Source organism: Pseudomonas sp. SWRI22, assembly GCF_014268395.2.
In the GTDB taxonomy this organism is placed as follows: Bacteria; Pseudomonadota; Gammaproteobacteria; order Pseudomonadales; family Pseudomonadaceae; genus Aquipseudomonas; species Aquipseudomonas paracarnis.
In genome coordinates this window covers 3,482,838-3,504,118 of the sequence record NZ_JABWQK020000001.1, presented here as the reverse complement: position 1 = coordinate 3,504,118, position 21,281 = coordinate 3,482,838, and the positions used below count along the sequence as shown (strand labels likewise).

The window sequence follows — 21,281 nt, the reverse complement described above, 5'->3', positions numbered from 1 at the left end:
CTTTATGCGCGACGAAGATCAAATGTGGGAGCGGGCTTGCCCGCGATGGCGGTGCATCAGTTTGTAGATGCTGTGCCTGACCCTCTGCCATCGCGGGCAAGCCCGCTCCCACATTGTTCGATGTCCGACATTAGATGGCGCAAGACCCGACAACAATAATAAAGAAGGTCGCACGATGGCCGAACCCTTGACCCACGACACCCTTATCCAGGAATCCTGGCGCCGTTGCCGCGCCTACGGCCTGGACCACCAGAGCGCCCCCAGCTTTGACCAACTGCCCGCCGAAGGCATTCGCCAGCTCCTGGAAAGCCAGCATTCCCTGGTGCAGACCACCCACCAGGAAGTGTTGCCCTACTACGAGAACATCCTCAGTAATTCCAACTGCCTCATCATGCTGGCCGACAATCAGGGCCAGGTGCTGACCTCCTGGGGCACCCAGCGGTTTATCGAACCCACGCTGGCCCGTGGCTTCAGCCCCGGCGCCAGTTGGATGGAACGCGCCAGTGGCACCAACGCCATCGGCACCGCACTGGCCTGCGCCCAGGCCGTGCATATTGAGCACGATGAACACTTCCTCAAGGCCAACCGCTTCATGACCGGTTCCGCGGCACCGATTTTCGACGCCCAGCGCGAAATCATCGCGGTGCTGGACGTGTCCAGCGACAGTTACCTGCCGCCCTCCCACACCCTGGGCATGGTCAAGATGATGAGCCAGACCGTGGAAAACCGGCTGATCCTCAACCTGTTTCGCGGCGAACATTTCCAACTGACCTTCAACACCGGCCTGAGCAACCTCGACAGCCAATGGGCCGGCCTGCTGATCTTTGACGAAAGCGGCCAGGTGCTCTCGGCCAATCGGCGTGCGGATAACTTGCTGGGCATCAGCCTCTCGCGGGTGATGATCGACAGTCTATTCAAGGTGTCGCTGCTGGAGTTGCTCAACCAGCCGGAAGGGCTGCCCTTTGCGTTGCAAGCGGCGGGACGCAATCGGTTCCAGTGCCTGTTGAAGCGCCCCAGGCAGATGCCGGTGCAGGCCCGGGTGTTCAGCCAACCGCAGCCGCCAGCACCGACCTCGATCAACCTCCAGACCCTGCATTTTGGCGATGTGCGCGTGGAAAAAGCCGTGCGCCAGGCCGAGCGCCTGCTGGAAAAGGACATTCCGTTGTTGATTCACGGCGAGACCGGCGTGGGCAAAGAGGTGTTCGTCAAAGCCCTGCACCAGGCCAGTTCCCGCAGCCGGCAGGCGTTAATCGCAGTGAACTGTGCGGCGATTCCCGCAGAACTGGTGGAATCGGAACTGTTCGGCTACGAAAAAGGCGCCTTCACCGGCGCCAACCAAAAAGGCAGCATCGGTCTGATCCGCAAGGCCGACAAGGGCACGCTGTTTCTCGACGAAATCGGCGATATGCCGCTGCCCACCCAGGCCCGCCTGTTACGGGTATTGCAGGAGCGCTGTGTGCAGCCGGTGGGCAGTAGCGAGGTATTCCCGGTGGACTTGCGCATCATCTCGGCGACCAACCGCGCACTGCGCGAGCTGGTGCAGGCCGGGCGCTTTCGCGAGGACTTGTACTACCGCATCGGCGGCCTGACCCTTGAATTGCCGCCGTTGCGCGAGCGTACCGACAAGCAGGCGCTGTTCCAGCAACTGTGGCAGCAACACCGCGAGCCGACGCAATGGGCCGGGCTGAGCGCCGAGGTGCTAAGGCTATTCGAGCAACACCCGTGGCCGGGGAATTTACGCCAGGTGAGCAGCGTGTTGCAGGTGGCGCTGGCGATGGCCGAGGAGCAGCCGATCCGCGCAGAGCACCTGCCCGATGATTTTTTTGTGGATTTGCAGGCGACAGTGCCGCTGTCTAAACCTGAACACCTGGATGAAAGTCTCGACCTGAGCCAGCGCCTGGAAGCCGTGGGCGGGAATATTTCCCACCTGGCGCGAGAGCTGGGGGTGAGTCGCAACACCCTGTACAAGCGCCTGCGCCAACACGAAGGTTGATTTAACGCCAGCTCCAGGAAACGCCGGTGTAGATACCACGCCCATCAGCGGGGGTGGAGCGTGCAGCGTCCATGCCTTTATCGTCGTAGCCCGGCGTGACGGTGTTGGCGTAACGGCGGTTGGTGAGGTTGCGCAGGTCGACCCAGGCTTGCCAGTCCTGCTTGGGCGCGTCGTAGCCGAAGGTGGCGCCGAGGGTGGTGTAGGCCGCCGCGTAGTAGGAATTGGCGTAGTCCACCGCTACCCGTGATGCATGCTCGGTATTGAGGCTGGTGTAGAAACCCGTCGGGTGGCTGTAGCGCAGTTGCGCCTGGTAGTAGTGCTTGGGAATGCCGGGCAAGGTGTTGTCGCCGAAACGCTCGTCGTCGCGGTAGTGGAAGTCGCTGAAGGTGTAGGCCTGGCGCAGCTCGAGCTTACCGCTGCCGCCGCCGTCCCACAGCGGGCTGAGCAGGCTCAGTTCCACGCCCTGGTGCACGGTGGGGCTAGCGTTGGATTCGGCGATGATAGCGTTGCTGGTGGCAGTCTGGGCCTGGGTCTCTACAGAAAGCAGCTCGTGGCGAACTTCCGAGCGATAGAGCGCCAGGTCCCATTGGCCGAGCCAGGCTTCACCGCGCCCGCCGACTTCCAGGGTGGTGGCAGTCTGATTACGCAGCTTCAAGCCTTCGCGCTGCAACCCCGTGGCTGCCCCACTGCCCGGGCCAAAGTATTTGTTCGAACCCCAGATCATCGACCACGCGTGCGGTGGCTCTACCGAGCGGCTCAGGTTGCCGTAGACCTGCAACTGCGGGGTGAAGTCGTAACGCAGGCCAATGCGCGGCGCGTAATCCCAATCATGCTGACTGAGCGGTGCCTGGCCGTCAGGGTAAGTGACCTGGGTTTCGCGGCGCGTATAGATGGCGGCAAGGCCGGTGGTCAGCCACATATCCTCCACCAGTTCCAGCTCGTTGCCTACATGCAGCACAGTATCGGAGCCCAGGTAGCTGTAGTCGCGGGTCTTGGTGCCGGGGGCATAAATGGCAGTATTGCCCGCAGGGATGCGCACGTATTCCGACGCGCCATTGTTCGGCATCGCCTGGGTAGTACGCAGGCCGAGAGTGGTGGTGCTGGCATGGCCGAACAGGCTGTCCTGGCGGATGTAATTCAGGGTGCCGCTGATATCGGTGTAGGCAACTTTGAGGCGGTTGGTGCCTTCGCGCAGGTCCATGGGGTAATCGTGATAGGCCAGCCCGACCTCGACCCGCGCATTATCGTCCAACCGCAAGGTGGTCTTGTTGGCAATCCAGGTGGAGCCCGGTTGCAGGCGCTTTGAATCGCGGGCGGCATTGAGACTGTTGGCGGCACGCGGATCATGGCTGATCTGGTCACGCGTGAGCCTGCCGGGTGAATCGTTGGTGGTTTCGCGGTAACGCAAGTAGAAGCGCGTTTCCAGGTCCGGGTTAAAGCGGTAGCCGAAGTTCGCGGCGATGCCCTTGCCGCTGCCGGCGCTTTGGTGCTGATAACCGTCGGACTCCGAATCGGTGAGGCTGATGTAATAGTCGGCGTCCCCCAGCACTTGCCCGGAACTGACTTCACGCTGGGCATAGCCGCGACTGCCGACCTCATAGCGCACCTGTAGCTTGGGCGCGTCCAAGCCGGTGCGGGTGACGTAGTTGACCGCACCGCCCAAGGCCAATGCACCCTGATCGAACCCGTTGGCGCCACGCAGCACCTCTACCCGGCTTTGCCACAGCGGGTCCTTGAGCTCATAGGGCGTGCCGCCTGGGCCGGTAAGCGGCAGGCCGTCGAACATTTCATACAGGCCGGAGGCATGGGCACCGGGGGCACGGTTCAGGCCCGAGCCACGAATGGACACCTTCACCCCTTCGTTATTGGCCGCCTTGGCGTACACACCGGCCTGGTACTTGAAGACATCCTCGTTGGTGCTGACCCGCCCCTGCTGCACGCTGTCCATATCGATGTAATTGGTGCCACCGGGCACGCTTTTGAGCTGTGCCTGGGCGATTTCTGCGGCGCTGGCCTCAGCCGTGGTGACTTCCACCGGCGCCAATTGCAGGCTTTCAGCCTGTACCAGCGAACTGAGGGTCAAGGCGGCAAAAATAAACGGGGGGTGGCGCAGCAGCATGTGGGCAGGTCCTTGGAATCCGGGAACGTGCCAGGCCAAACCCACCACGCGAACAGTGATGGGAAGGCAGGCATGCCCGTCAGGTCACTCCTTGATGACGGACAGGGGCGTTTTAAAAACAGGATGAATCAGGTTTGGTCGTCAGGCATTGCCAATGCCCGCATCAGGTCATCGGCATCCGACCCCGGCGGAAAGCGGAAGCCATACATTTCGTCAGTGGCGAGAATCTCCCCCAAGGTTTCGCGCAACTGGACTTCCGTGGGCGAGTCACGCAATAACTTATGCGCCGGCAGCAATAACTCGGCAGACACGCCCTGGGCGGTCGCGGCGTCAATCACCGCATAGAGGATAAACCGCAAGCGTATTTCGCGATCCGTGGGCCAAACCGTTTTTCGTTTACCCAAGGGAGGGCCTCGTGTTTAAGAAAAATCCGAGGCTATTGCCCGCAGGCAAGCCTTTCAAGCCGCCGGAGGCAAGATAGGCCGCTTCCTACAGCCGAAAGGGAAACACCGCACCAATTGGTCGATGCGATGGCCTTACTGCACCGGTAGGAAGTTCATCAGCAACAGACTTTGTGCGTAATTGAGGCCAATGCGCCGGTAGCGCTCATCAAGGATTTGGGTCAGCAGGTCCAAACGCGCGACGATCTTGCCGAACTCAACGGCAAAACTGAGGTTACTGCCCTCCTCTGATATCTCGTTGGAAAACAACAGCAGCACGCCATTGGCATCCTGACGCTGACTGAGCAGCCAGGTGGCCTTTTCGATATTGCGTGCGGCATTGCTGACAAACTGCGGGTTGATCGAGTCGGTCACATAAAACTGCGTACGCCCGCCGTGAGCGGTCACGAGCATGCTGCCAATCGCGTAGATGAACGCGCCGACGCGGTCGCCGCGAAAGTCAGGGCTCAAGGAATAACTCAGGGCAGCCAGGTCACTACGATCTCCCAGTGCGGGCAAGGGTTGGCGATTTTCGATGGCCTGGCGGATTTGCCGGGCGGCGGTCACTGCATCCGGATACCCCGATTGACGCCACTGGTTGGGGTTGCGCAGGTAGAGCTTGCTCATCAGCAAGTAGAGGCTTTGCAGGTTGTCACGCATCCCCAGGGTGGCCATGCGGTCGACGCTGGTCTGGAAGAATTCATCCGGCTTGCCATCGCTGAACTGCCTGGCGATATCGCGACCCTGTTGTTGGCTGCAACCTGTTGTGCAGAGCGCGAAAACCGCAGCAAGCAGCAGCGGCCATCGGGAGGTGGAAACAGTTGACGTTCGATCCATCGGCACCGGGTCTGATCTGTGGGCCACGCGCAGGAGTCGGGTGGCTGGGACAGGGGTAGATCAGCAAAATGCAAAAAAGTGCAGCGGTGCGGGTCGGATCAGCGTCGGACTACAGATGCTGATCTGACCCGGCACTTGATTCCCCGGGGTGCTAGAGCACTACCGTCGCAAGCATCCCCAAGGCGCCCAGGCAGAACCCGATCAACGCGCCGCGCCCTGGAGCTTCATGAAACAGCGCCCAGACCACCACAGGCTCCAGCAGCAATAACGACGTGACCGAGACGACCGTGACGATCCAGATATCACCGACAACCACATACCCCAGCCAATAGGCACCCAGCAGGCACAGCCCGGCAAAACACATCAAGACCACAGGAAGTACAAAGGCCTCCCAGGAACCACTGCCGGTCTGGGCCAACTTGGCGGTCACCACCTCACTGTAGATTGCACAAAACTCACCGACCACCATCAACCCTAGAGCAAAAACTCCGAGTAATTCTTTGGACATATCAAAAACTCCTTCGTATTCAGCGCACTGTTTTTCAGCTCCCAGTCGGCAGTGCTGCAGCCGTCGTGAGCGTCGTTGCCTTGATACGAAAGGTTCTTGAAAAGGCCCGAATTACCGAAGTGCTTGTCCATGCTCATGTCCTTCAAAGGGTTGAGACTCAGTGATCCAATACAGCGCGTGCTGATCATAGAGGCATCGTGAAGCCATTCACAATTATGCGATGCCAATACTTAAGGATTACGGTTATTTAAATGAGCCGAAAGCCGCAATAAAAACCCGGCGCTGGGCCGGGTTTCATTGATCGGGAGGTCTTCAGGTAGCGGGGTGCTCACTTGCTACGGAGTCCGCCGCGTCTACATCCGACATGTCCTCCTCGATCGGGGCCTCGTCATCCGGGGGTAGCGGGATATCGTCCTCATCGCGCCTCGGGTCATGTCCCGTCTCATTATCGGTGTTACGAGTAACCGCTTGCTGGGAAATGTTGCCTGGGGCTTTCTCGTTGATTTCCATGCTGGCTCTCCGTGTATCGCTCGGGATATCCGTGCTTAAGATTGAGAGGAAGCAACGGATGGAGAGTGCCGGATGTTAGACGAATGGTGGTTCGTCTTTGAAAGGTATGAATGCGACAAACAGCATTTGTTTGATTATCAGCACACCCAAACCCAAGAAACGCAAAAGCCCCGCTTTCGCGAGGCTTTTGTGTAAATCTTGGCGGGAAACCAGGGATTCGAACCCTGGAGACGCTATTAACGTCCGCCGGTTTTCAAGACCGGTGCATTCAACCACTCTGCCAATTTCCCTTGTGCATCACGGGATTATAGTAGTCCATCCCGTGTCAGCGGGCGCCATAATACCCGAATGAAACACACTGTCAAACTCTCTGCATCGCTTGTTACAAGGCGTCTGTTATGATCTTTGCGACTGAACGTTTCAAAACTGAAGGAGTGTCGCCATGCGCGAACAGAATTACGCAGTGAATGGCAACGCGCAGGCTGAGCAGCTTGAAGTCAGCCGCGTGTTGCGCAACACCTACGGCTTGCTCGCCCTTACCCTCGCATTCAGCGGCGTGATGGCTTACGTGGCCCAGCAGATGCGCGTCGGCTACCCGAATATCTTTGTCGTGTTGATCGGCTTCTATGGTCTGTTCTTCCTGACCAACAAGCTGCGTGACTCGGCCTGGGGCCTGGTGTCGGCGTTTGCCTTGACCGGTTTCATGGGCTTTATCCTCGGCCCGATCCTCAACCGTTACCTGGGCATGGCCGGCGGTGCCGAAGTGGTCAGTTCGGCGTTTGCCATGACGGCCCTGGTGTTTGGTGGTCTGTCGGCCTACGTGCTGATCAGCCGTAAGGACATGAGCTTCCTGGGTGGCTTCATCACCGCAGGTTTCTTCGTGTTGCTGGCGGCGGTGGTGGCCAGCATGTTCTTCCAGATCAGCGGCCTGCAACTGGCGATCAGCGCGGGTTTTGTGCTGTTTTCCTCGGTGTGCATCCTGTTCCAGACCAGCGCCATCATCCACGGCGGTGAGCGTAACTACATCATGGCGACCATCAGCCTGTATGTGTCGATCTACAACCTGTTCATCAGCCTGTTGCAGATCTTCGGCATCATGAGCCGCGATGACTGATCAATCGCAGCAATAAAAATGCCCCGTATCGCGAGATACGGGGCATTTTCATTTTCAGAGCAGATAAAGCTCAGTACTGATTGGGTTCCATTTCCAGCTCGACCTTGAAGCGCTTGAAGATATCTTGCTGGATGCGTAGCGCAAGTTGGGCAATCTCTTGCCCGGTGGCGGTGCCGTAGTTGACCAGTACCAGCGCTTGCATCTTGTGCACGCCCGCATCGCCCTCCCGGAACCCCTTCCAACCGGCCTTGTCGATCAGCCAGCCGGCGGCGAGTTTCATTTGGCCGTCTGCCTGAGGGTAGGCCACCAGGTCCGGATACTGGCTTTGCAGTTCAATCGCCAGGGCCTGGGACACCAGTGGGTTCTTGAAGAAGCTGCCCGCATTGCCCAGCTCTGCCGGGTCTGGCAGTTTCTCGCGGCGAATGCTGCAGATCGCGCGGCTCACATCGCTTGGCGTGGCGTGGGTGATGCCCTGCGCGACCAGACGCTGTTGCACCGGGCCGTAGTCGAGTTTCAGGTGAGTGGCACGGCTGAGGGAAAAGCGTACCCGCAGGATCAGCCAACGCCCGACTTCGTGCTTGAACAGGCTGTCACGGTAGGCGAACTTGCATTCGTCGAGGCTGAAGTCCCGCAGTTCGCCCGTCTGGCGATCCAGGGCGGTGAGGCCGGCGAAGACATCCTTGATCTCTACACCATAGGCGCCGATGTTCTGCATCGGCGCGGCACCGACAGTGCCGGGGATGAGGCTGAGGTTTTCCAAGCCGCAGAAGCCGTGTTCAAGGGTCCACAGCACAAACGGATGCCAGGCTTCGCCCGCTTCGGCTTCGACCACCACGTGCGTGCCATCATCGCTCAGCACACGAATGCCTTGGGTCGCCATACGCAACACCAGCGCCGGAACGTCCTGGGTCAGCAGCAAATTGCTGCCGCCACCGATCACCAGCAACGGCACCGCATGTGCGGCGGCATAGCCGATGGCCTCGCGCACGTCAGCATCACTGTGGGCCTCGGCAAATAATTGCGCGCTCACATCAATGCCAAAGCTGTTGAATGGCTTGAGCGATACCTGCGCACGCACTTGCAAGGTCATAACCGCCCCTTCAATTCGATCACCAATAAGTCACAGGCGCGTTCGATCAGGTCAAGGACCCGTTCGAAACCTTGCTCACCTTCATAGTAAGGGTCTGGCACCTCGTCCACTTCGCCATCAAAGCGACGCAGGAACAAATCCAGCTCCGCCTTGCCCTGCCCTGGCTGCATGGCTTTGAGGTTGCGCAGGTTACTGTTGTCCATAGCCAGGATCAGGTCATAGCGGGCAAAATCAGCACGGGAAACCTGCTGGGCACGCTGGCCCGACAAGTCATAGCCGCGCGCCAGCGCCGCACGCTGGCTGCGCTGGTCCGGCGGGTTGCCGATATGCCATTCTCCGGTGCCAGCAGACGCCACCTCAACCTGGCCAGCCAAGCCTGCTTCACGCAACTTATGGCGCAAGATGCCTTCAGCGGTTGGCGAGCGGCAGATATTGCCCAGGCATACAAACAGAACTTCCATCAGGCGCCCAGCAGGCGACGGACGCGTTCGAGGTCTTCCTGGGTGTCGACACCGGCTGGCGGTGCTTCCAACGCATCGCCCACGTGGATACGCACGCCGTGCCAGAGGGCGCGCAGTTGTTCCAGGGACTCGGTATTCTCGAGCCAGCACGGGCCCCAACTGACGAAGTCGTGCAGGAAACCGGCGCGGTAGGCATAGATGCCGATATGGCGGCGATATGGCACGCCCTCCGGCAACACGTCGCGATTCTTGGCAAAGGCATCCCGCGCCCACGGCAAGGTGGAGCGACTGAACGTCAGTGCCAGGCCGTTGATGTCGCTGACCACTTTCACCACGTTCGGGTTGAACAGCGTCTCGATGTCTTCGATCGGTTCGGCCAGGGTCGCCATACGCGCCTCGCCATGGGCCGCGAGGTTGGCAGCGACCTGATCGATGACACCCGGCGGTATCAATGGCTCGTCACCCTGCACGTTCACTACGATCGCGTCGGGTGCCAGACCCAGCTGAGTGGCGACTTCGGCCAGGCGATCAGTGCCGGAGTTATGGTCTTCGCGGGTCAGGACCGCTTCGGCTCCAAAACCTTTGCACGCCTCGATGATACGCGGGTCATCGGTGGCCACCACCACGCGCTCGGCGCTGCTCTTGCACGCTTGTTCCCATACCAGCTGGATCATCGGCTTGGTGCCAATCATTTGCAGCGGTTTGCCCGGCAGGCGTGTCGAGGCATAGCGCGAGGGGATGACGACGGTAAAGGCGGTGGTCATTTATCCAGGCGCTCATCGGTGGTCAGGGTGCGGGCTTCGCTTTCGAGCATGACCGGGATGCCGTCACGGATAGGGTAAGCCAGGCCGGCACCTTTGCTGATCAGCTCGGTTTTATCGGCGCTGAGCTTGAGCGGGCCTTTGCAGATCGGGCAAGCAAGGATATCGAGCAGTTTGGTGTCCATGAATGTTTCCTGGAAAAAAGCGTTTTAAGGCAAAAGACGGTTGGGCAACAGACGCATCAGCTGCGTGTCGAACCAGGCGACGAACGCCGGCGACGGTACCGCATCCACCGCAAGGTACCACCAGTCGGGCTGGGCAAAGGCGCGGCACTTCACCGCGTCCTTTTCGGTCATGACCAGCGGCAATGACGGGGTAAAATTCAAGACCTCGGCGCTGTAGGGCGCGTGATCGGCAAAAGCATGGGGTATCGCCTGCCAGTGTAGCGTTTCAAGGGTATTGAAGAAACGTTGCGGATTGCCTATTCCGGCCACCGCATGCACCTGCTGGCCCTGCGGAAAATAGGTGACTGGCTGGCGTTCGCCGCTGTGCAGGTTGACCAGCGCTGTGGGCTGCAGGCGGAAGGCAAAGCCATTTTCACGGTCTGTAACGGCACCGTTATAAAGCACCCCGTCCACACTCTGCAGGCGCTCCACCGGTTCGCGCAACGGCCCGGCAGGCAGGCACCGGCGGTTACCGAGGCCACGGGCGGCATCGATCAGCACCAGTTCAAGATCGCGGGCCAGGCGGTAGTGCTGCAGGCCGTCATCGGAGAGGATCAGGTCCAGGGGCTCGCAGGCCAGCAGGGCCTTTACCGCACGACTGCGATCAGGATCGATCATCAGCGGTACACCGCTGCGCTGCACGATCAGCAAGGGTTCATCACCGGCCACCTCGGCACTGTGGCCGGCCTCGACCCGCCACGGCAACTGCGGCGGCTTGGCACCGTAGCCTCGACTGACCACTCCTACGCGCAAGCCGCTGCGTCGGCAGTGCTCGATCAACCACAGGATCAAAGGCGTCTTGCCGGTGCCTCCCACTGTAATATTGCCCACCACGATCACTGGCACAGGCGACTGATAAATCTCGCCCTCGCCCGCCACGAAGCGCGCACGCTTACGTTGAACCACGCAGCGATACAGCGATTCCAGCGGTCGCAGCAACATTAGTGCTGGATGACCTTCGTACCATGCCTTGAGTAAACGGTCGGAGATGGCCATCAGGGCGGGCTCGCCGCCTCGACGGTGGTCATGCGCAAATGGCTGAAACCGAGCTTGCCGGCAGCGTCCATGGCGGTGATCACGGCCTGGTGCGGGGTTTTGCCATCAGCGCTGATGGACAGCGGCAACTGGGTGTCGCCACCAGACTCCTTCTGCAACGCCTCCATCAGGCTGGCAAGGTCATTTTTCTCCAGCAACTGGTTATTCACCGAAAACACCCCTTCGGCGCTGATAGCGATGTCCAGTTGCTTGACTTGCTGGTCTTCGGCAGGCGAGCCACTCACCGCTTCAGGCAGGTCGACACGCAACTGGGTTTCCCGAGTGAAGGTAGTGGTCACGACAAAAAACAGCAGCAGGATGAACACCACATCGATCAACGACGCGAGGTTGATATCAACATTTTCCCGTTGCTTGCGGCGAAATTTCACGCTTTGCCCTCGACCAGGTCTACATCACGGTCGCCCTGCACCACCTCCACCAGCTTGATGGCTTCCTGCTCCATGCCGACCACCAGTTCATCAATGCGACGCAGCAGGAAACGGTGGAAGAAGACCGAAGGGATACCCACCATCAGGCCGGCTGCAGTGGTGATCAACGCCTTGGAGATCCCCCCGGCCAGGACCGCTGCGTTGGTGGTCATGCCCGAGCCTGTGAACGAGCTGAAGATATCGATCATGCCGAGTACTGTGCCGAGCAAACCGAGCAACGGCGCCATGGCGGCGATGGTGCCAAGGGCGTTGATGTAGCGTTCCAGTTCATGGATGACCCGGGCGGCCGCCTCTTCAATGCACTCCTTCATGATCTCGCGACCATGCTTGGAATTGGCCAGACCGGCGGCGAGGATTTCACCCAGCGGCGAATTGGCGCGCAGCTCCTTGAGTTTCTGCTTGTCGAGCTGCTTGTTCTTGATCCAGCCCCAGACCTGCCCCAGCAGATGCTCGGGGGTGACGCGACTGGCGCGCAGGGTCCACAGGCGTTCGGCAACGATGCCGAGTGCAGCGATGGAACTCAGAATGATCGGCAACATCATCCAGCCGCCGGATTTGACCAATTCCCACACAGTGAATGCCCCCTCGAAAAAGTGCGCCACTTTATCATATAGGTTCGACAGCGGGGTTCGTCGGCTACACACCCGCCTGTTGCGGCTCGGGTCTTTGGTAACACGCGATTACGGTAACGGTTCGCGCCAAAAACGGCGTTGACTGCGCGCAACCATCGGTGGCAGAAACGCCCCCAGACGCAAGCGTACGGCACCCTGCTCGGCGCTGTCGTAAACCCGGCTGCCCAGCACGTGGTAGCGCTCCAGGACCTGCGGATGGGGATGACCGAACGTATTGCTGCGCCCGCGGGAAATCAACACCGATGTGGGTGCCAACCGTTGCAGGAACGGCCAGGATGACGAACTGCGGCTGCCATGGTGCGGGGCTTGCAGCCAGTCGGTCTGAACCGCCAACGAAGAGGCCAGAAAAGCCTGTTCGGCGGCGCGATCAATGTCACCGGTGAGCAGCAGGCGCTCCCCACTGGCCTCAACCTGCAACACACAAGACCTCGGATTGCCATCAAGCCCATCAGCCCACTGCCACAATTGAAATGACACACCTTCCCATTCCCATCGTTCGCCGCTGGTACAGGGTTGGGTGGCAAGAAAGTCTGGCAAACCTTCGGTTTCACCGCCCACTACACGCTTGACGGGCAACCCCCGAGCCACCGCCGCCGCCCCCCCCGCGTGATCGGCATCGGCATGGCTGAGCAGCATCATGTCCAACTGGGCTACCCCGAGCTTTTTCAACGACGGCAACACGACGCGTGCGCCCAGGTCGACAGGCCCCGAGCGCGGCCCGGCATCGTAGAGCAACGTATGATGACGGGTGCGCAGGATCAGCGCCTGCCCCTGGCCGACGTCCAGTTGCACCACATCTACCTGCCCGTGGGGCACCCACTCCCTGGGCGCAAATACAGCCATCAACAGCATGGGCCAGCCCAGCACCCGGAACGGCAACCCCTTGGGCAGCAACAAAATCACCGCGCCAGCCAGGCTAACCAACCAATACCCCAAAGGTACCTCGGCGGGTACCCAGGCCGGTAATTGCGCAGCCAGCAGCCCCAGGCTTTTAAACAATCCGTCCAGCGCACCACCGGCCAGCCACAGCAACCCCTCCCCAGCCAGCGGCACCCACAGCAACGCCGTGCCCAGCAGCGCCAAAGGCAGCACTACCAGGCTGATCCAAGGCACGGCAAGGAGATTGGCCACAGGTGCGCTGAGGCTGATGGGCAAACCCAGCACCAACAACACTGGAAACAAACCAATGGCAATCAGCCACTGGGGTCGGGTCCACACCTGCCAGGCGCTCCAGGGCCCCAGGCGCCCGCCGAACGCCAACAGCAACACCGCGACCGCCGCAAACGACAACCAGAACCCTACCTGCAGGCTGGCCAAGGGCTCCAGTACCAGCACGCCGTTCAGTGCCAGCAGCAACGGCCACCATACTCCCAAATGGCGGAAACGCAGACGCCACAGCAGCACCAGGCCAACCATCATGCAGGCCCGTTGCACCGGCACGCCGAACCCGGCCAGCAGCCCATAACCCAACGCCGCGCCAAATGCCAGACCGCACGCCCACGGCAGCCACGGCCAGGTTCGGGGCCAGCAACCATAACGCGCCAGCATCGCGACCAAGCCGTAGATCAACCCCGCCAGCAAGCCGATGTGCTGCCCGGAAATCACCAGCAGATGCACCGTGCCCGTGTCCTGCAACACCTGCCAATCCTCAGGCGCCAGGCCGGAACCGTCGCCCAATACCAGCGCCGCCAAGCCCGCCTCGCGGCCTTGGGCATCCACCGCCATCAGGCGCTGGCGCACAGCATCGCGCCAGGCATTGCGGGCCGGTGCGAGACGCTCACCGTCTTTTACCGTTGCAGTAGCACCGATACGCTGGGCCAGCAGCCAGGCTTCATGGTCGACCCCATGGAAATTGAGCAGTCCCGCAGGCCGCTTGAGTGTCAACGCCAGACGCCAGCGTTCACCGCTGTTCACCACTGGCCCGCCGTGCCAGGACACGCGGATACGTTTGGGCAGCCGAACCTTGCGCGACCGGCCGTCGGCCAGTTCAAAGCGCACGCCCGTACCCGTCTGCTGGGGCAAGCCGACCACACGCCCCTCCACCCAGCGAGTCTGCCCGTCCAGGGCCGGCTGCAATCGATCATCCAGCGCCCGCTGCGCGCTGAAGCAAGCCCAGCTCAACCCCACCAGGAAGAAAGCCAAGGGATAGGACCGAAAAGGCAACAGCATCAAGGCCAGCAGCAGCATGGCCAATAGCCCGGCGCCGGACGGCAGCGCCGGCAACCAACGCAACATCAGCAACCCCAGCGCCAACGCCAACATCCCTGTCTTCATGGATCATCCTTTTCCAGTGATCCACTCAGTCTTAGCCGGCTGAACGACAGCGCCTATGATGTTTTGTCACAAAGTCTGAATTTTCTGTTTATAGAATCCGGGCATACTTGCCCCTCGAATTGACCTGGACCCCTTATGCCCCGGCGCTTATTCAAACGGTACATGCCCGATCCCAGCAGTATCAGGGAACACAAGTCATTACAGTTTCTTGGCACGCTGCTGCATGACCCCAACCTCTGGCACCTGAACCGGCACTCAGTGGCTCGCGCCATGGCGGTGGGTTTATTTGCGGCGTTTATCCCGATTCCATTGCAGATGTTGCTTGCCGCGGTCCTGGCGATTTCGGTGCGCGGCAATATGCCTATCGCCATCAGCCTGGTGTGGTTGACCAACCCCATCACCATGCCGGTGGTGTTCATCTGTACCTATATGACCGGCGCCTGGCTGATGAATGTGCCGCCACGCAGCTTGCCCGATAACCTTACGTGGGAATGGATCAGCGGCCAGTTGAGCACTCTTTGGCAGCCATTCCTGCTGGGTTCGGTGGTATTGGGGGTGGTATTGGGCGCCTTGGCTTATTGCCTGACCATGGCGTACTGGCGCTGGTGGGTGGCGCACCAGTGGAAAAAACGCAAACTGCGCCGGCGCTGAGCGCTAACGGGCCAGCAAACGCAAATGCACCCGCAGACCCCGCCCGGTATTTTCCGCCCATAAGCGGCCGCCCTGGCGCTGCACGGCGTTGCGGGCAATGCTCAGGCCCAAGCCGAAACCGCCATCGCCGGGCCGCGAGCCGTCCAGGCGGGTAAAGGGCGCGAAGATGCGCTCCAGATCATCCTCAGCAATCCCGGCCCCCTGGTCCTGCAGCCAGATATGCCAATAGCCCCCCTCCCGACATCCGTCGAGTTGCACGCAGCCGTCGTGGGACGAGTGGCGTATGGCGTTGCGCAGGATATTTTCCAAGGCCTGGGCCAGTGCATTGAGGTTGCCACGCACCCAACTGTCCGCGGGTAACAGGCACGGCAAGCGCGATGCGGACCAACCGCTTTCAAAACAAGCATTCTCGCGCAATATGTCCCACAAGGCCTGGAGCTGAATATCTTCCTGGGGCAACGGTGTAGTTTCGCTGTCGAGCCAGGCCAGTTGCAGGCTGTCTTCCACCAGGCGCTGCATGGCGTCGATTTCCCGACCCAGGCGCTCGCGCAGCTTGGCCAGGTCTTGCTCGCTGTCGCAGGCTACCCGCAGGCGGCTCAAGGGTGTGCGCAGTTCATGGGACATATCGCGCAGCAGCTGCTGCTGCAAACGCACCGTGCCCTGCAAGCGTTCGGACATATGGTCAAAGGCGCGGCCCAGCTCGCCCAGTTCGTCCTGGCGGCTGGTGGCATCCAGGGACATCCGCGTATTGAGTTGGTCCGCACGCCAGGCATTGGCCTGCTCGCGCAATTGATTGAGGGGCATGATCAACAGCCGGTAAAGGCCGATGCATAGCAAGAGGGTAAACAGACCTGGGATCACACCATTGGTGACCACCCGCCAGAACAGTTGATAGCGCCCAGGCATAAAGCGCTGCGGCAGCTCGATCACCAGCGACCCCGCGCCAGGGTCGACCGGAAACGGTACTTTCATCCAGGGCAAACCAATGACATGCCGGCTGACCGGCCAATCCAATCCACGCAAAAACGTCAGGCGCTGGCTTTCCTTGTCACTCAAGGGCGTGCCGCCCAGGGACTGCAGGTCGTTACCGATCACCCCTACCCAAGTGCTTTCGCGCTCGGCCATCCGCTGCAGCCAGGCATCTACGCCCGCGCTGCCTTGCGTGCTCCACGCCAGTTCGGCACCCGCGGCATAGCCATTGAGAATCTCCCGCGACTTGTCGGACAGGTAAGCGCTCTGCTGTTCCATGTAACGGCCCCACGACCAACTGAGCCAAATCATCAGCAAACAGAAGGCGATCAACAGGCAGGCCAGCTTCCAGAACAACGAGTGCTTGCCGGGCAGTCGCTCAAAGCCCTTCATCGTGACCGCTCAGCACGTAGCCCTTGCCCCATACGGTGCGTACTTCACGCTCGATGTAACCGATGGCCTTGAGCTTGCGGCGGATCTGGCTGACATGCATGTCGAGGCTGCGGTCATGGGGCGCATAACCGCGCTGCAACACCTGTTGATACAGGAAGGCTTTGCTGAGGACTTCTTCGGCGTTGCGGTGCAGGGTTTCCAGCAGGCGGTATTCGCTGCGCGTGAGCGCGGCCCACTGGTCCTGGCAGGACACATCGCAGCGTTCATCATCAAAGTGCAGCACCCGGGCATCTTCAAGTGCCGGGGCGCGCGTCGGCTCGGGCCGGCGATCCAGGGCAACGCGGCGCAGGATCGCTTCAATACGCACGCACAGTTCAACCATGCTGAACGGCTTGGGTAAATAGTCGTCCGCGCCCAGGCGAAAACCGCTGATACGGTCGGCTTCAGCGCCCAGGGCTGACATCAGGATCACGGGCATGGCGTGGCTCTGGCGCAAATGAGTGAGGATCGACAAACCGTCCAGCCCCGGCAGCAGAATATCCATCAGCACCAGGTCGAAGGCCTGGGCGCGGGCCAGTTGCAGGCCCTGCTGGCCGTTCTGGCACCAGGTCACCTGGAAACCACTGCGGCCGAGTTGCTCGTGCACGTAGGCACCCAACACAGGGTCATCTTCGATGGTCAGGATACTGGGTAGGCCAACTGCTGCGGGAGTCATTAGCGTCTGCAAGTCATTCTCAATCACTGATTATTCAAGATTAAACGTTCACAGGCAATCGCCACCCGGCGCCGAATGGCCCGAAGATTGCCGCATGTCATTAATTTGCAAGATTCCAGGCCGCGCAAATGGCTACACTGCGCAGGTGGCGCTGGCCGGATGCCGGCGTGGATGATTGATAACAACGTGGTAGCAGGAGAGTGGCGTGCTTAGAAGAATGGGGATAAAAGGCCGCGTACTGTTGCTGACCTTATTACCGACCAGCCTGATGGCGCTGTTGTTGGGCGGCTATTTCACATGGATGCAGCTGTCGGAGTTGCAGACCCAGCTATTGCAACGCGGCGAAATGATCGCCGAGCAACTGGCACCGCTGGTGGCCCCAGCCATGGGCCACAAGGACACCGACCTGCTGGAGCGTATCGCCACCCAGTCCCTGGAACAGCCGGATGTGCGCGCCGTGTCGTTCCTGGCGCCAGACCGCTCGTCCCTGGCCCATGCCGGCCCGACCATGCTCAACCAGCCACCCACCGGCAACAGCTCGCAACTGTTACAGCGTTCCGGCAACGACGCCACCCGCTATCTACTGCCGGTGTTTGGCCGCCATCGCAACCTGGCGGGCGAGTTGATTCCCGATGAGGCCGACCGCCTGCTGGGGTGGGTGGAAGTCGAGCTGTCCCACAATGGCATGCTGTTGCGCGGCTATCGCAGCCTGTTCGCCAGCCTTCTGCTGATCGCCATCGGCCTGATGTGTACCGCCGCCCTCGCCCTGCGTATCAGCCGTACCATCAATTCGCCGATTGGCCAGATCAAGCAAGCGGTGGCGCAGCTCAAGGACGGCAACCTGGAAACACGCTTGCCACCCTTGGGCAGCCAGGAATTGGACCAGCTCGCGTCTGGCATCAACCGCATGGCCGAAACTCTGCAAAATGCTCAGGAAGAGCTGCAACACAGCATCGACCAGGCCACCGAAGACGTGCGCCAGAACCTGGAAACCATCGAGATCCAGAACATCGAGCTGGACCTGGCACGCAAGGAAGCCCTGGAAGCCAGCCGTATCAAATCGGAATTCCTGGCCAACATGAGCCATGAGATCCGCACACCGCTCAACGGCATCCTCGGCTTTACTCACTTGCTGCAAAAAAGCGAATTGTCGCCGCGCCAGCTGGATTACCTGGGCACTATCGAAAAATCTGCGGATAACCTGCTGGGCATCATCAACGAAATCCTCGATTTCTCGAAGATTGAAGCCGGCAAACTGGTGCTCGACAGCGTGCCTTTCAACCTGCGCGACTTGCTGCAAGACACCTTGACCATCCTCGCCCCCGCCGCCCATGCCAAGCAGCTCGAACTGGTGAGCCTGGTTTACCGCGACACGCCCCTGGCGTTGGTGGGCGACCCGCTGCGGCTCAAGCAGATCCTGACCAACCTGATCAGCAATGCGATCAAGTTCACCCGCGAAGGCACCATTGTGGCCCGGGCCATGATCGAGGACGAGCAGGAAGACAGCGTGCAATTGCGCATCAGTGTGCAAGACACCGGCATTGGCCTGTCCAACCAGGATGTGCGCGCCCTGTTCCAGGCATTCAGCCAGGCCGACAACTCGCTGTCGCGCCAGCCCGGCGGCACCGGTTTGGGCCTGGTGATTTCCAAGCGGTTGATCGAGCAGATGGGCGGCGAAATCGGCGTCGACAGCACGCCGGGTGAAGGTTCGGAATTCTGGATCAGCCTGAACCTGCCCAAAACCCGTGACGACGTCGAAGACCTGCCCGCCGCGCCGCTATTGGGGCGTCGTGTGGCCGTGCTGGAAAACCACGAACTGGCGCGCCAGGCCCTGCAACATCAATTGGAAGACTGCGGCCTGGAAGTCACGCCGTTCAACACCCTGGAAAGCCTGACCAACGGCATCACCAGTGCCCACCAGACCGAACAGGCCATCAGCCTGGCGGTGCTCGGCGTCACCGCCAACGACATTCCGCCCGAACGCCTCAATCAACACCTGTGGGACCTGGAACACCTGGGCTGCAAAGTGCTGGTGCTGTGCCCGACCACCGAACAGATGCTGTTCAACCAATCGGTGCCCAACCCCAACAGCCAATTGCAGGCCAAGCCTGCCTGTACCCGCAAGCTGCGCCGCTCCCTGGCCGACCTGATCAGCCCGCGCCCTTCACGCAGCGAACCCGGTGAGCCGTTGTCCAGCCGTGCGCCTCGAGTACTGTGCGTGGACGACAACCCGGCCAACCTGTTGCTGGTGCAAACCCTGTTGGAAGACATGGGCGCCAAGGTGCAGGCGGTGGAGAGCGGTTACGCGGCCGTCGACGCCGTGAAGCAGGAAACTTTCGATTTGGTGTTGATGGACGTGCAAATGCCCGGCATGGATGGCCGCCAGAGCACCGAGGCGATCCGCCAGTGGGAAAGCGAACGCCACGGCACACCGCTGCCGGTGGTAGCCCTCACGGCTCACGCCATGGCCAACGAAAAACGCGCCCTGCTGCAAAGCGGTATGGACGACTACCTGACCAAACCCATCAGCGAGCGGCAATTGGCCCAGGTGGTATTGAAATGGACCGGCCTGGCGCTGCGTAACCAAGGCCCGGAGCGCACCCATGAAGGTGCGGCCCAAGGCGTGCAGCTCTTGGTACTCGACCACGAAGAAGGCCTGCGCCTGGCCGCCAACAAGGCCGACCTGGCCGCCGATATGCTCGCCATGCTGCTGGCCTCCCTGGAGGCTGATCGCCTGGCAATTACCCACGCCCGCGAAGCCAATGACAACCATGCCTTGATCGAGCGCGTGCACCGTTTGCACGGCGCCACCCGCTACTGTGGCGTGCCGCAATTACGCGCAGCCTGCCAACGCGCCGAAACCCTGCTCAAGCAGGATGACGCAAAGGCCACGGCCGCGCTGGACGAACTGGACATGGCGATTGCACGGCTGGCCAGTGAAGCCAGAGTGAGTGCCTGACCGTCCGACTGTAGGAGCGAGCTTGCTCGCGAAAAACCAGAGACACCGCGTTAAACCAGAATGAACGCGTTATCGTTGACGTTTTTCGCGAGCAAGCTCGCTCCTACAGGTACGCATCTATTCTGTCATTGCAGGGAGCCTTCTTAATGCGCGTCATTCTCTTCAGCAGCCAAACCTACGACCGCGAGAGTTTCCTCGGCGAACCGCTGCCGGCTGGCCTGGAACTGCAATTCCAACCCGCCCGCCTCAACCTCGAGACCGTGGCCCTGGCCGAACACCACGAGGTGGTCTGCGCCTTTATCAACGACGACCTCAGCGCCCCCGTGCTGGAGCAACTGGCCAAGGGCGGCACACGCCTGATTGCCCTGCGTTCGGCGGGCTACAACCATGTCGACTTACCCGCCGCCCAGCGCCTGGGCCTGACTATCGTGCGCGTGCCCGCCTATTCGCCCCACGCGGTGGCCGAGCACGCCGTCGCCCTGATCCTGGCCCTCAACCGTCGCCTGCACCGTGCCTACAACCGTACCCGCGACGGTGATTTCAGCCTGCACGGGCTGACCGGCTTTGATCTGGTCGGCAAAACGGTCGGCGTGGTCGGCACCGGTCAGATCGGCGCGACCTTCGCCAAGATCATGGCCGGCTTCGGCTGCCAGTTGCTGGCCTACGATCCCTTCCCCAACCCACAGGTGCAGGACCTCGGGGCCCGCTACGTGAGCCTGCCTGAACTGTTGGCCGAGGCACAAATCATCAGCCTGCACTGCCCGCTGACCGCCGACAGCAAACACCTGATCAATGCCCGCTCGCTCGCGCAGATGCAAACCGGTGCGATGCTGATCAACACCGGGCGTGGTGGCCTGGTCGATACGCCGGCACTGATCGAAGCGCTCAAGCTGGGACAGTTGGGCTATCTGGGGTTGGACGTCTACGAAGAAGAAGCCCAATTGTTTTTCGAGGACCGCTCGGACCTGCCCCTGCAGGATGACGTGCTCGCCCGCCTGCTGACCTTCCCCAACGTGATCATCACCGCGCACCAGGCCTTCCTCACCAGTGAGGCCCTGGCGGCGATTGCCGGCACCACGCTGGCCAACATTGCCGCGTGGGCCGATGGCCGCGCCCAGAACCAGGTCGAGGGATGATCAGCGGTCAC

20 protein-coding genes and 1 tRNA gene are annotated in these 21,281 nt (G+C 61.0%); 5 read left to right on the top strand and 16 right to left on the bottom strand.

Annotated features, from left to right (window positions below):
• Positions 1-175: 175 nt before the first annotated feature.
• A complete protein-coding gene (locus HU730_RS15455; protein ID WP_060764788.1) occupies positions 176-1,993 on the top strand; it encodes a sigma-54-dependent Fis family transcriptional regulator in 1,818 nt (605 codons plus the stop codon).
• A gap of 1 nt (position 1,994) precedes the next feature.
• Here HU730_RS15455 and HU730_RS15450 read toward each other — a convergent pair whose 3' ends face one another.
• From HU730_RS15450 to HU730_RS15425, 6 genes are all read right to left on the bottom strand, one after another.
• Positions 1,995-4,112, bottom strand: a complete 2,118-nt coding sequence (locus HU730_RS15450; RefSeq protein ID WP_186527156.1) for a TonB-dependent receptor — start codon at positions 4,110-4,112, stop codon at positions 1,995-1,997.
• Between the two features lie 128 nt (positions 4,113-4,240).
• Positions 4,241-4,516 carry a hypothetical protein gene (locus HU730_RS15445; RefSeq protein WP_186527157.1) on the bottom strand — a complete coding sequence of 92 codons (276 nt, stop codon included), beginning with the start codon at positions 4,514-4,516 and terminating at the stop codon, positions 4,241-4,243.
• Positions 4,517-4,648: 132 nt separating this feature from the next.
• On the bottom strand, positions 4,649-5,389 hold the full coding sequence (locus tag HU730_RS15440) for a hypothetical protein (protein ID WP_186527158.1): 741 nt from the start codon (positions 5,387-5,389) through the stop codon (positions 4,649-4,651).
• 151 nt (positions 5,390-5,540) lie between these two features.
• A complete protein-coding gene (locus tag HU730_RS15435) occupies positions 5,541-5,858 on the bottom strand; it encodes a hypothetical protein (protein WP_034127762.1) in 318 nt (105 codons plus the stop codon).
• A 351-nt stretch (positions 5,859-6,209) separates the two neighbouring features.
• Entirely contained in the window at positions 6,210-6,407 is a 198-nt protein-coding gene (locus HU730_RS15430) for a hypothetical protein (protein WP_032900739.1), read from the bottom strand.
• Between the two features lie 199 nt (positions 6,408-6,606).
• A tRNA-Ser gene (locus HU730_RS15425) sits at positions 6,607-6,697 on the bottom strand.
• 152 nt (positions 6,698-6,849) lie between these two features.
• Between HU730_RS15425 and HU730_RS15420 the strand changes: the two genes are divergently transcribed.
• Entirely contained in the window at positions 6,850-7,521 is a 672-nt protein-coding gene (locus tag HU730_RS15420) for a Bax inhibitor-1/YccA family protein (protein WP_003192030.1), read from the top strand.
• Positions 7,522-7,591: 70 nt separating this feature from the next.
• Here the strand turns inward: HU730_RS15420 and murB are convergent, their stop codons facing one another.
• The 8 genes from murB to HU730_RS15380 form a co-directional block, all read right to left on the bottom strand.
• Positions 7,592-8,611 (bottom strand): UDP-N-acetylmuramate dehydrogenase, encoded by a 1,020-nt coding sequence (gene murB, locus HU730_RS15415; protein ID WP_186527159.1) that lies wholly within the window; start codon positions 8,609-8,611, stop codon positions 7,592-7,594.
• Positions 8,608-9,072, bottom strand: coding sequence for a low molecular weight protein-tyrosine-phosphatase (locus HU730_RS15410; protein WP_054917236.1), 465 nt, complete (start codon positions 9,070-9,072; stop codon positions 8,608-8,610). The genes murB and HU730_RS15410 overlap by 4 nt, the downstream gene beginning before the upstream one ends.
• Entirely contained in the window at positions 9,072-9,836 is a 765-nt protein-coding gene (gene kdsB, locus HU730_RS15405) for a 3-deoxy-manno-octulosonate cytidylyltransferase (protein WP_054898278.1), read from the bottom strand. The genes HU730_RS15410 and kdsB overlap by 1 nt, the downstream gene beginning before the upstream one ends.
• Positions 9,833-10,018 carry a Trm112 family protein gene (locus tag HU730_RS15400; RefSeq protein WP_003174668.1) on the bottom strand — a complete coding sequence of 62 codons (186 nt, stop codon included), beginning with the start codon at positions 10,016-10,018 and terminating at the stop codon, positions 9,833-9,835. Before HU730_RS15400 ends, kdsB begins: the two co-directional genes overlap by 4 nt.
• 24 nt (positions 10,019-10,042) lie before the next feature.
• Entirely contained in the window at positions 10,043-11,053 is a 1,011-nt protein-coding gene (gene lpxK / locus HU730_RS15395; RefSeq protein ID WP_096143836.1) for a tetraacyldisaccharide 4'-kinase, read from the bottom strand.
• Entirely contained in the window at positions 11,053-11,481 is a 429-nt protein-coding gene (locus HU730_RS15390) for a biopolymer transporter ExbD (RefSeq protein ID WP_014718877.1), read from the bottom strand. The genes lpxK and HU730_RS15390 overlap by 1 nt, the downstream gene beginning before the upstream one ends.
• The gene (locus HU730_RS15385; RefSeq protein ID WP_034128146.1) at positions 11,478-12,113 is read right to left on the bottom strand and encodes a MotA/TolQ/ExbB proton channel family protein; all 636 of its coding nucleotides are present in this window, start codon (positions 12,111-12,113) and stop codon (positions 11,478-11,480) included. Before HU730_RS15385 ends, HU730_RS15390 begins: the two co-directional genes overlap by 4 nt.
• Positions 12,114-12,221: 108 nt before the next feature.
• Positions 12,222-14,447, bottom strand: a complete 2,226-nt coding sequence (locus tag HU730_RS15380; protein WP_186527160.1) for a DNA internalization-related competence protein ComEC/Rec2 — start codon at positions 14,445-14,447, stop codon at positions 12,222-12,224.
• A gap of 135 nt (positions 14,448-14,582) precedes the next feature.
• Between HU730_RS15380 and HU730_RS15375 the strand changes: the two genes are divergently transcribed.
• Positions 14,583-15,098 carry a DUF2062 domain-containing protein gene (locus HU730_RS15375; RefSeq protein ID WP_003192045.1) on the top strand — a complete coding sequence of 172 codons (516 nt, stop codon included), beginning with the start codon at positions 14,583-14,585 and terminating at the stop codon, positions 15,096-15,098.
• Positions 15,099-15,101: 3 nt separating this feature from the next.
• On the opposite strand, the gene HU730_RS15370 is transcribed toward HU730_RS15375, so the two are convergent.
• Both HU730_RS15370 and HU730_RS15365 read right to left on the bottom strand, forming a co-directional pair.
• Positions 15,102-16,460: a sensor histidine kinase gene (locus tag HU730_RS15370; RefSeq protein WP_186527161.1), complete on the bottom strand. Its 1,359-nt coding sequence runs from the start codon at positions 16,458-16,460 to the stop codon at positions 15,102-15,104.
• Entirely contained in the window at positions 16,447-17,175 is a 729-nt protein-coding gene (locus tag HU730_RS15365; protein ID WP_034127860.1) for a response regulator transcription factor, read from the bottom strand. Before HU730_RS15365 ends, HU730_RS15370 begins: the two co-directional genes overlap by 14 nt.
• A 205-nt stretch (positions 17,176-17,380) precedes the next feature.
• On the opposite strand from HU730_RS15365, the gene HU730_RS15360 reads away from it, so the two are divergent.
• Together HU730_RS15360 and HU730_RS15355 are read left to right on the top strand one after the other, a co-directional pair.
• Positions 17,381-20,134 carry a response regulator gene (locus tag HU730_RS15360; RefSeq protein WP_186527162.1) on the top strand — a complete coding sequence of 918 codons (2,754 nt, stop codon included), beginning with the start codon at positions 17,381-17,383 and terminating at the stop codon, positions 20,132-20,134.
• A gap of 146 nt (positions 20,135-20,280) precedes the next feature.
• On the top strand, positions 20,281-21,270 hold the full coding sequence (locus HU730_RS15355; RefSeq protein WP_034127862.1) for a 2-hydroxyacid dehydrogenase: 990 nt from the start codon (positions 20,281-20,283) through the stop codon (positions 21,268-21,270).
• Positions 21,271-21,281 lie beyond the last annotated feature (11 nt).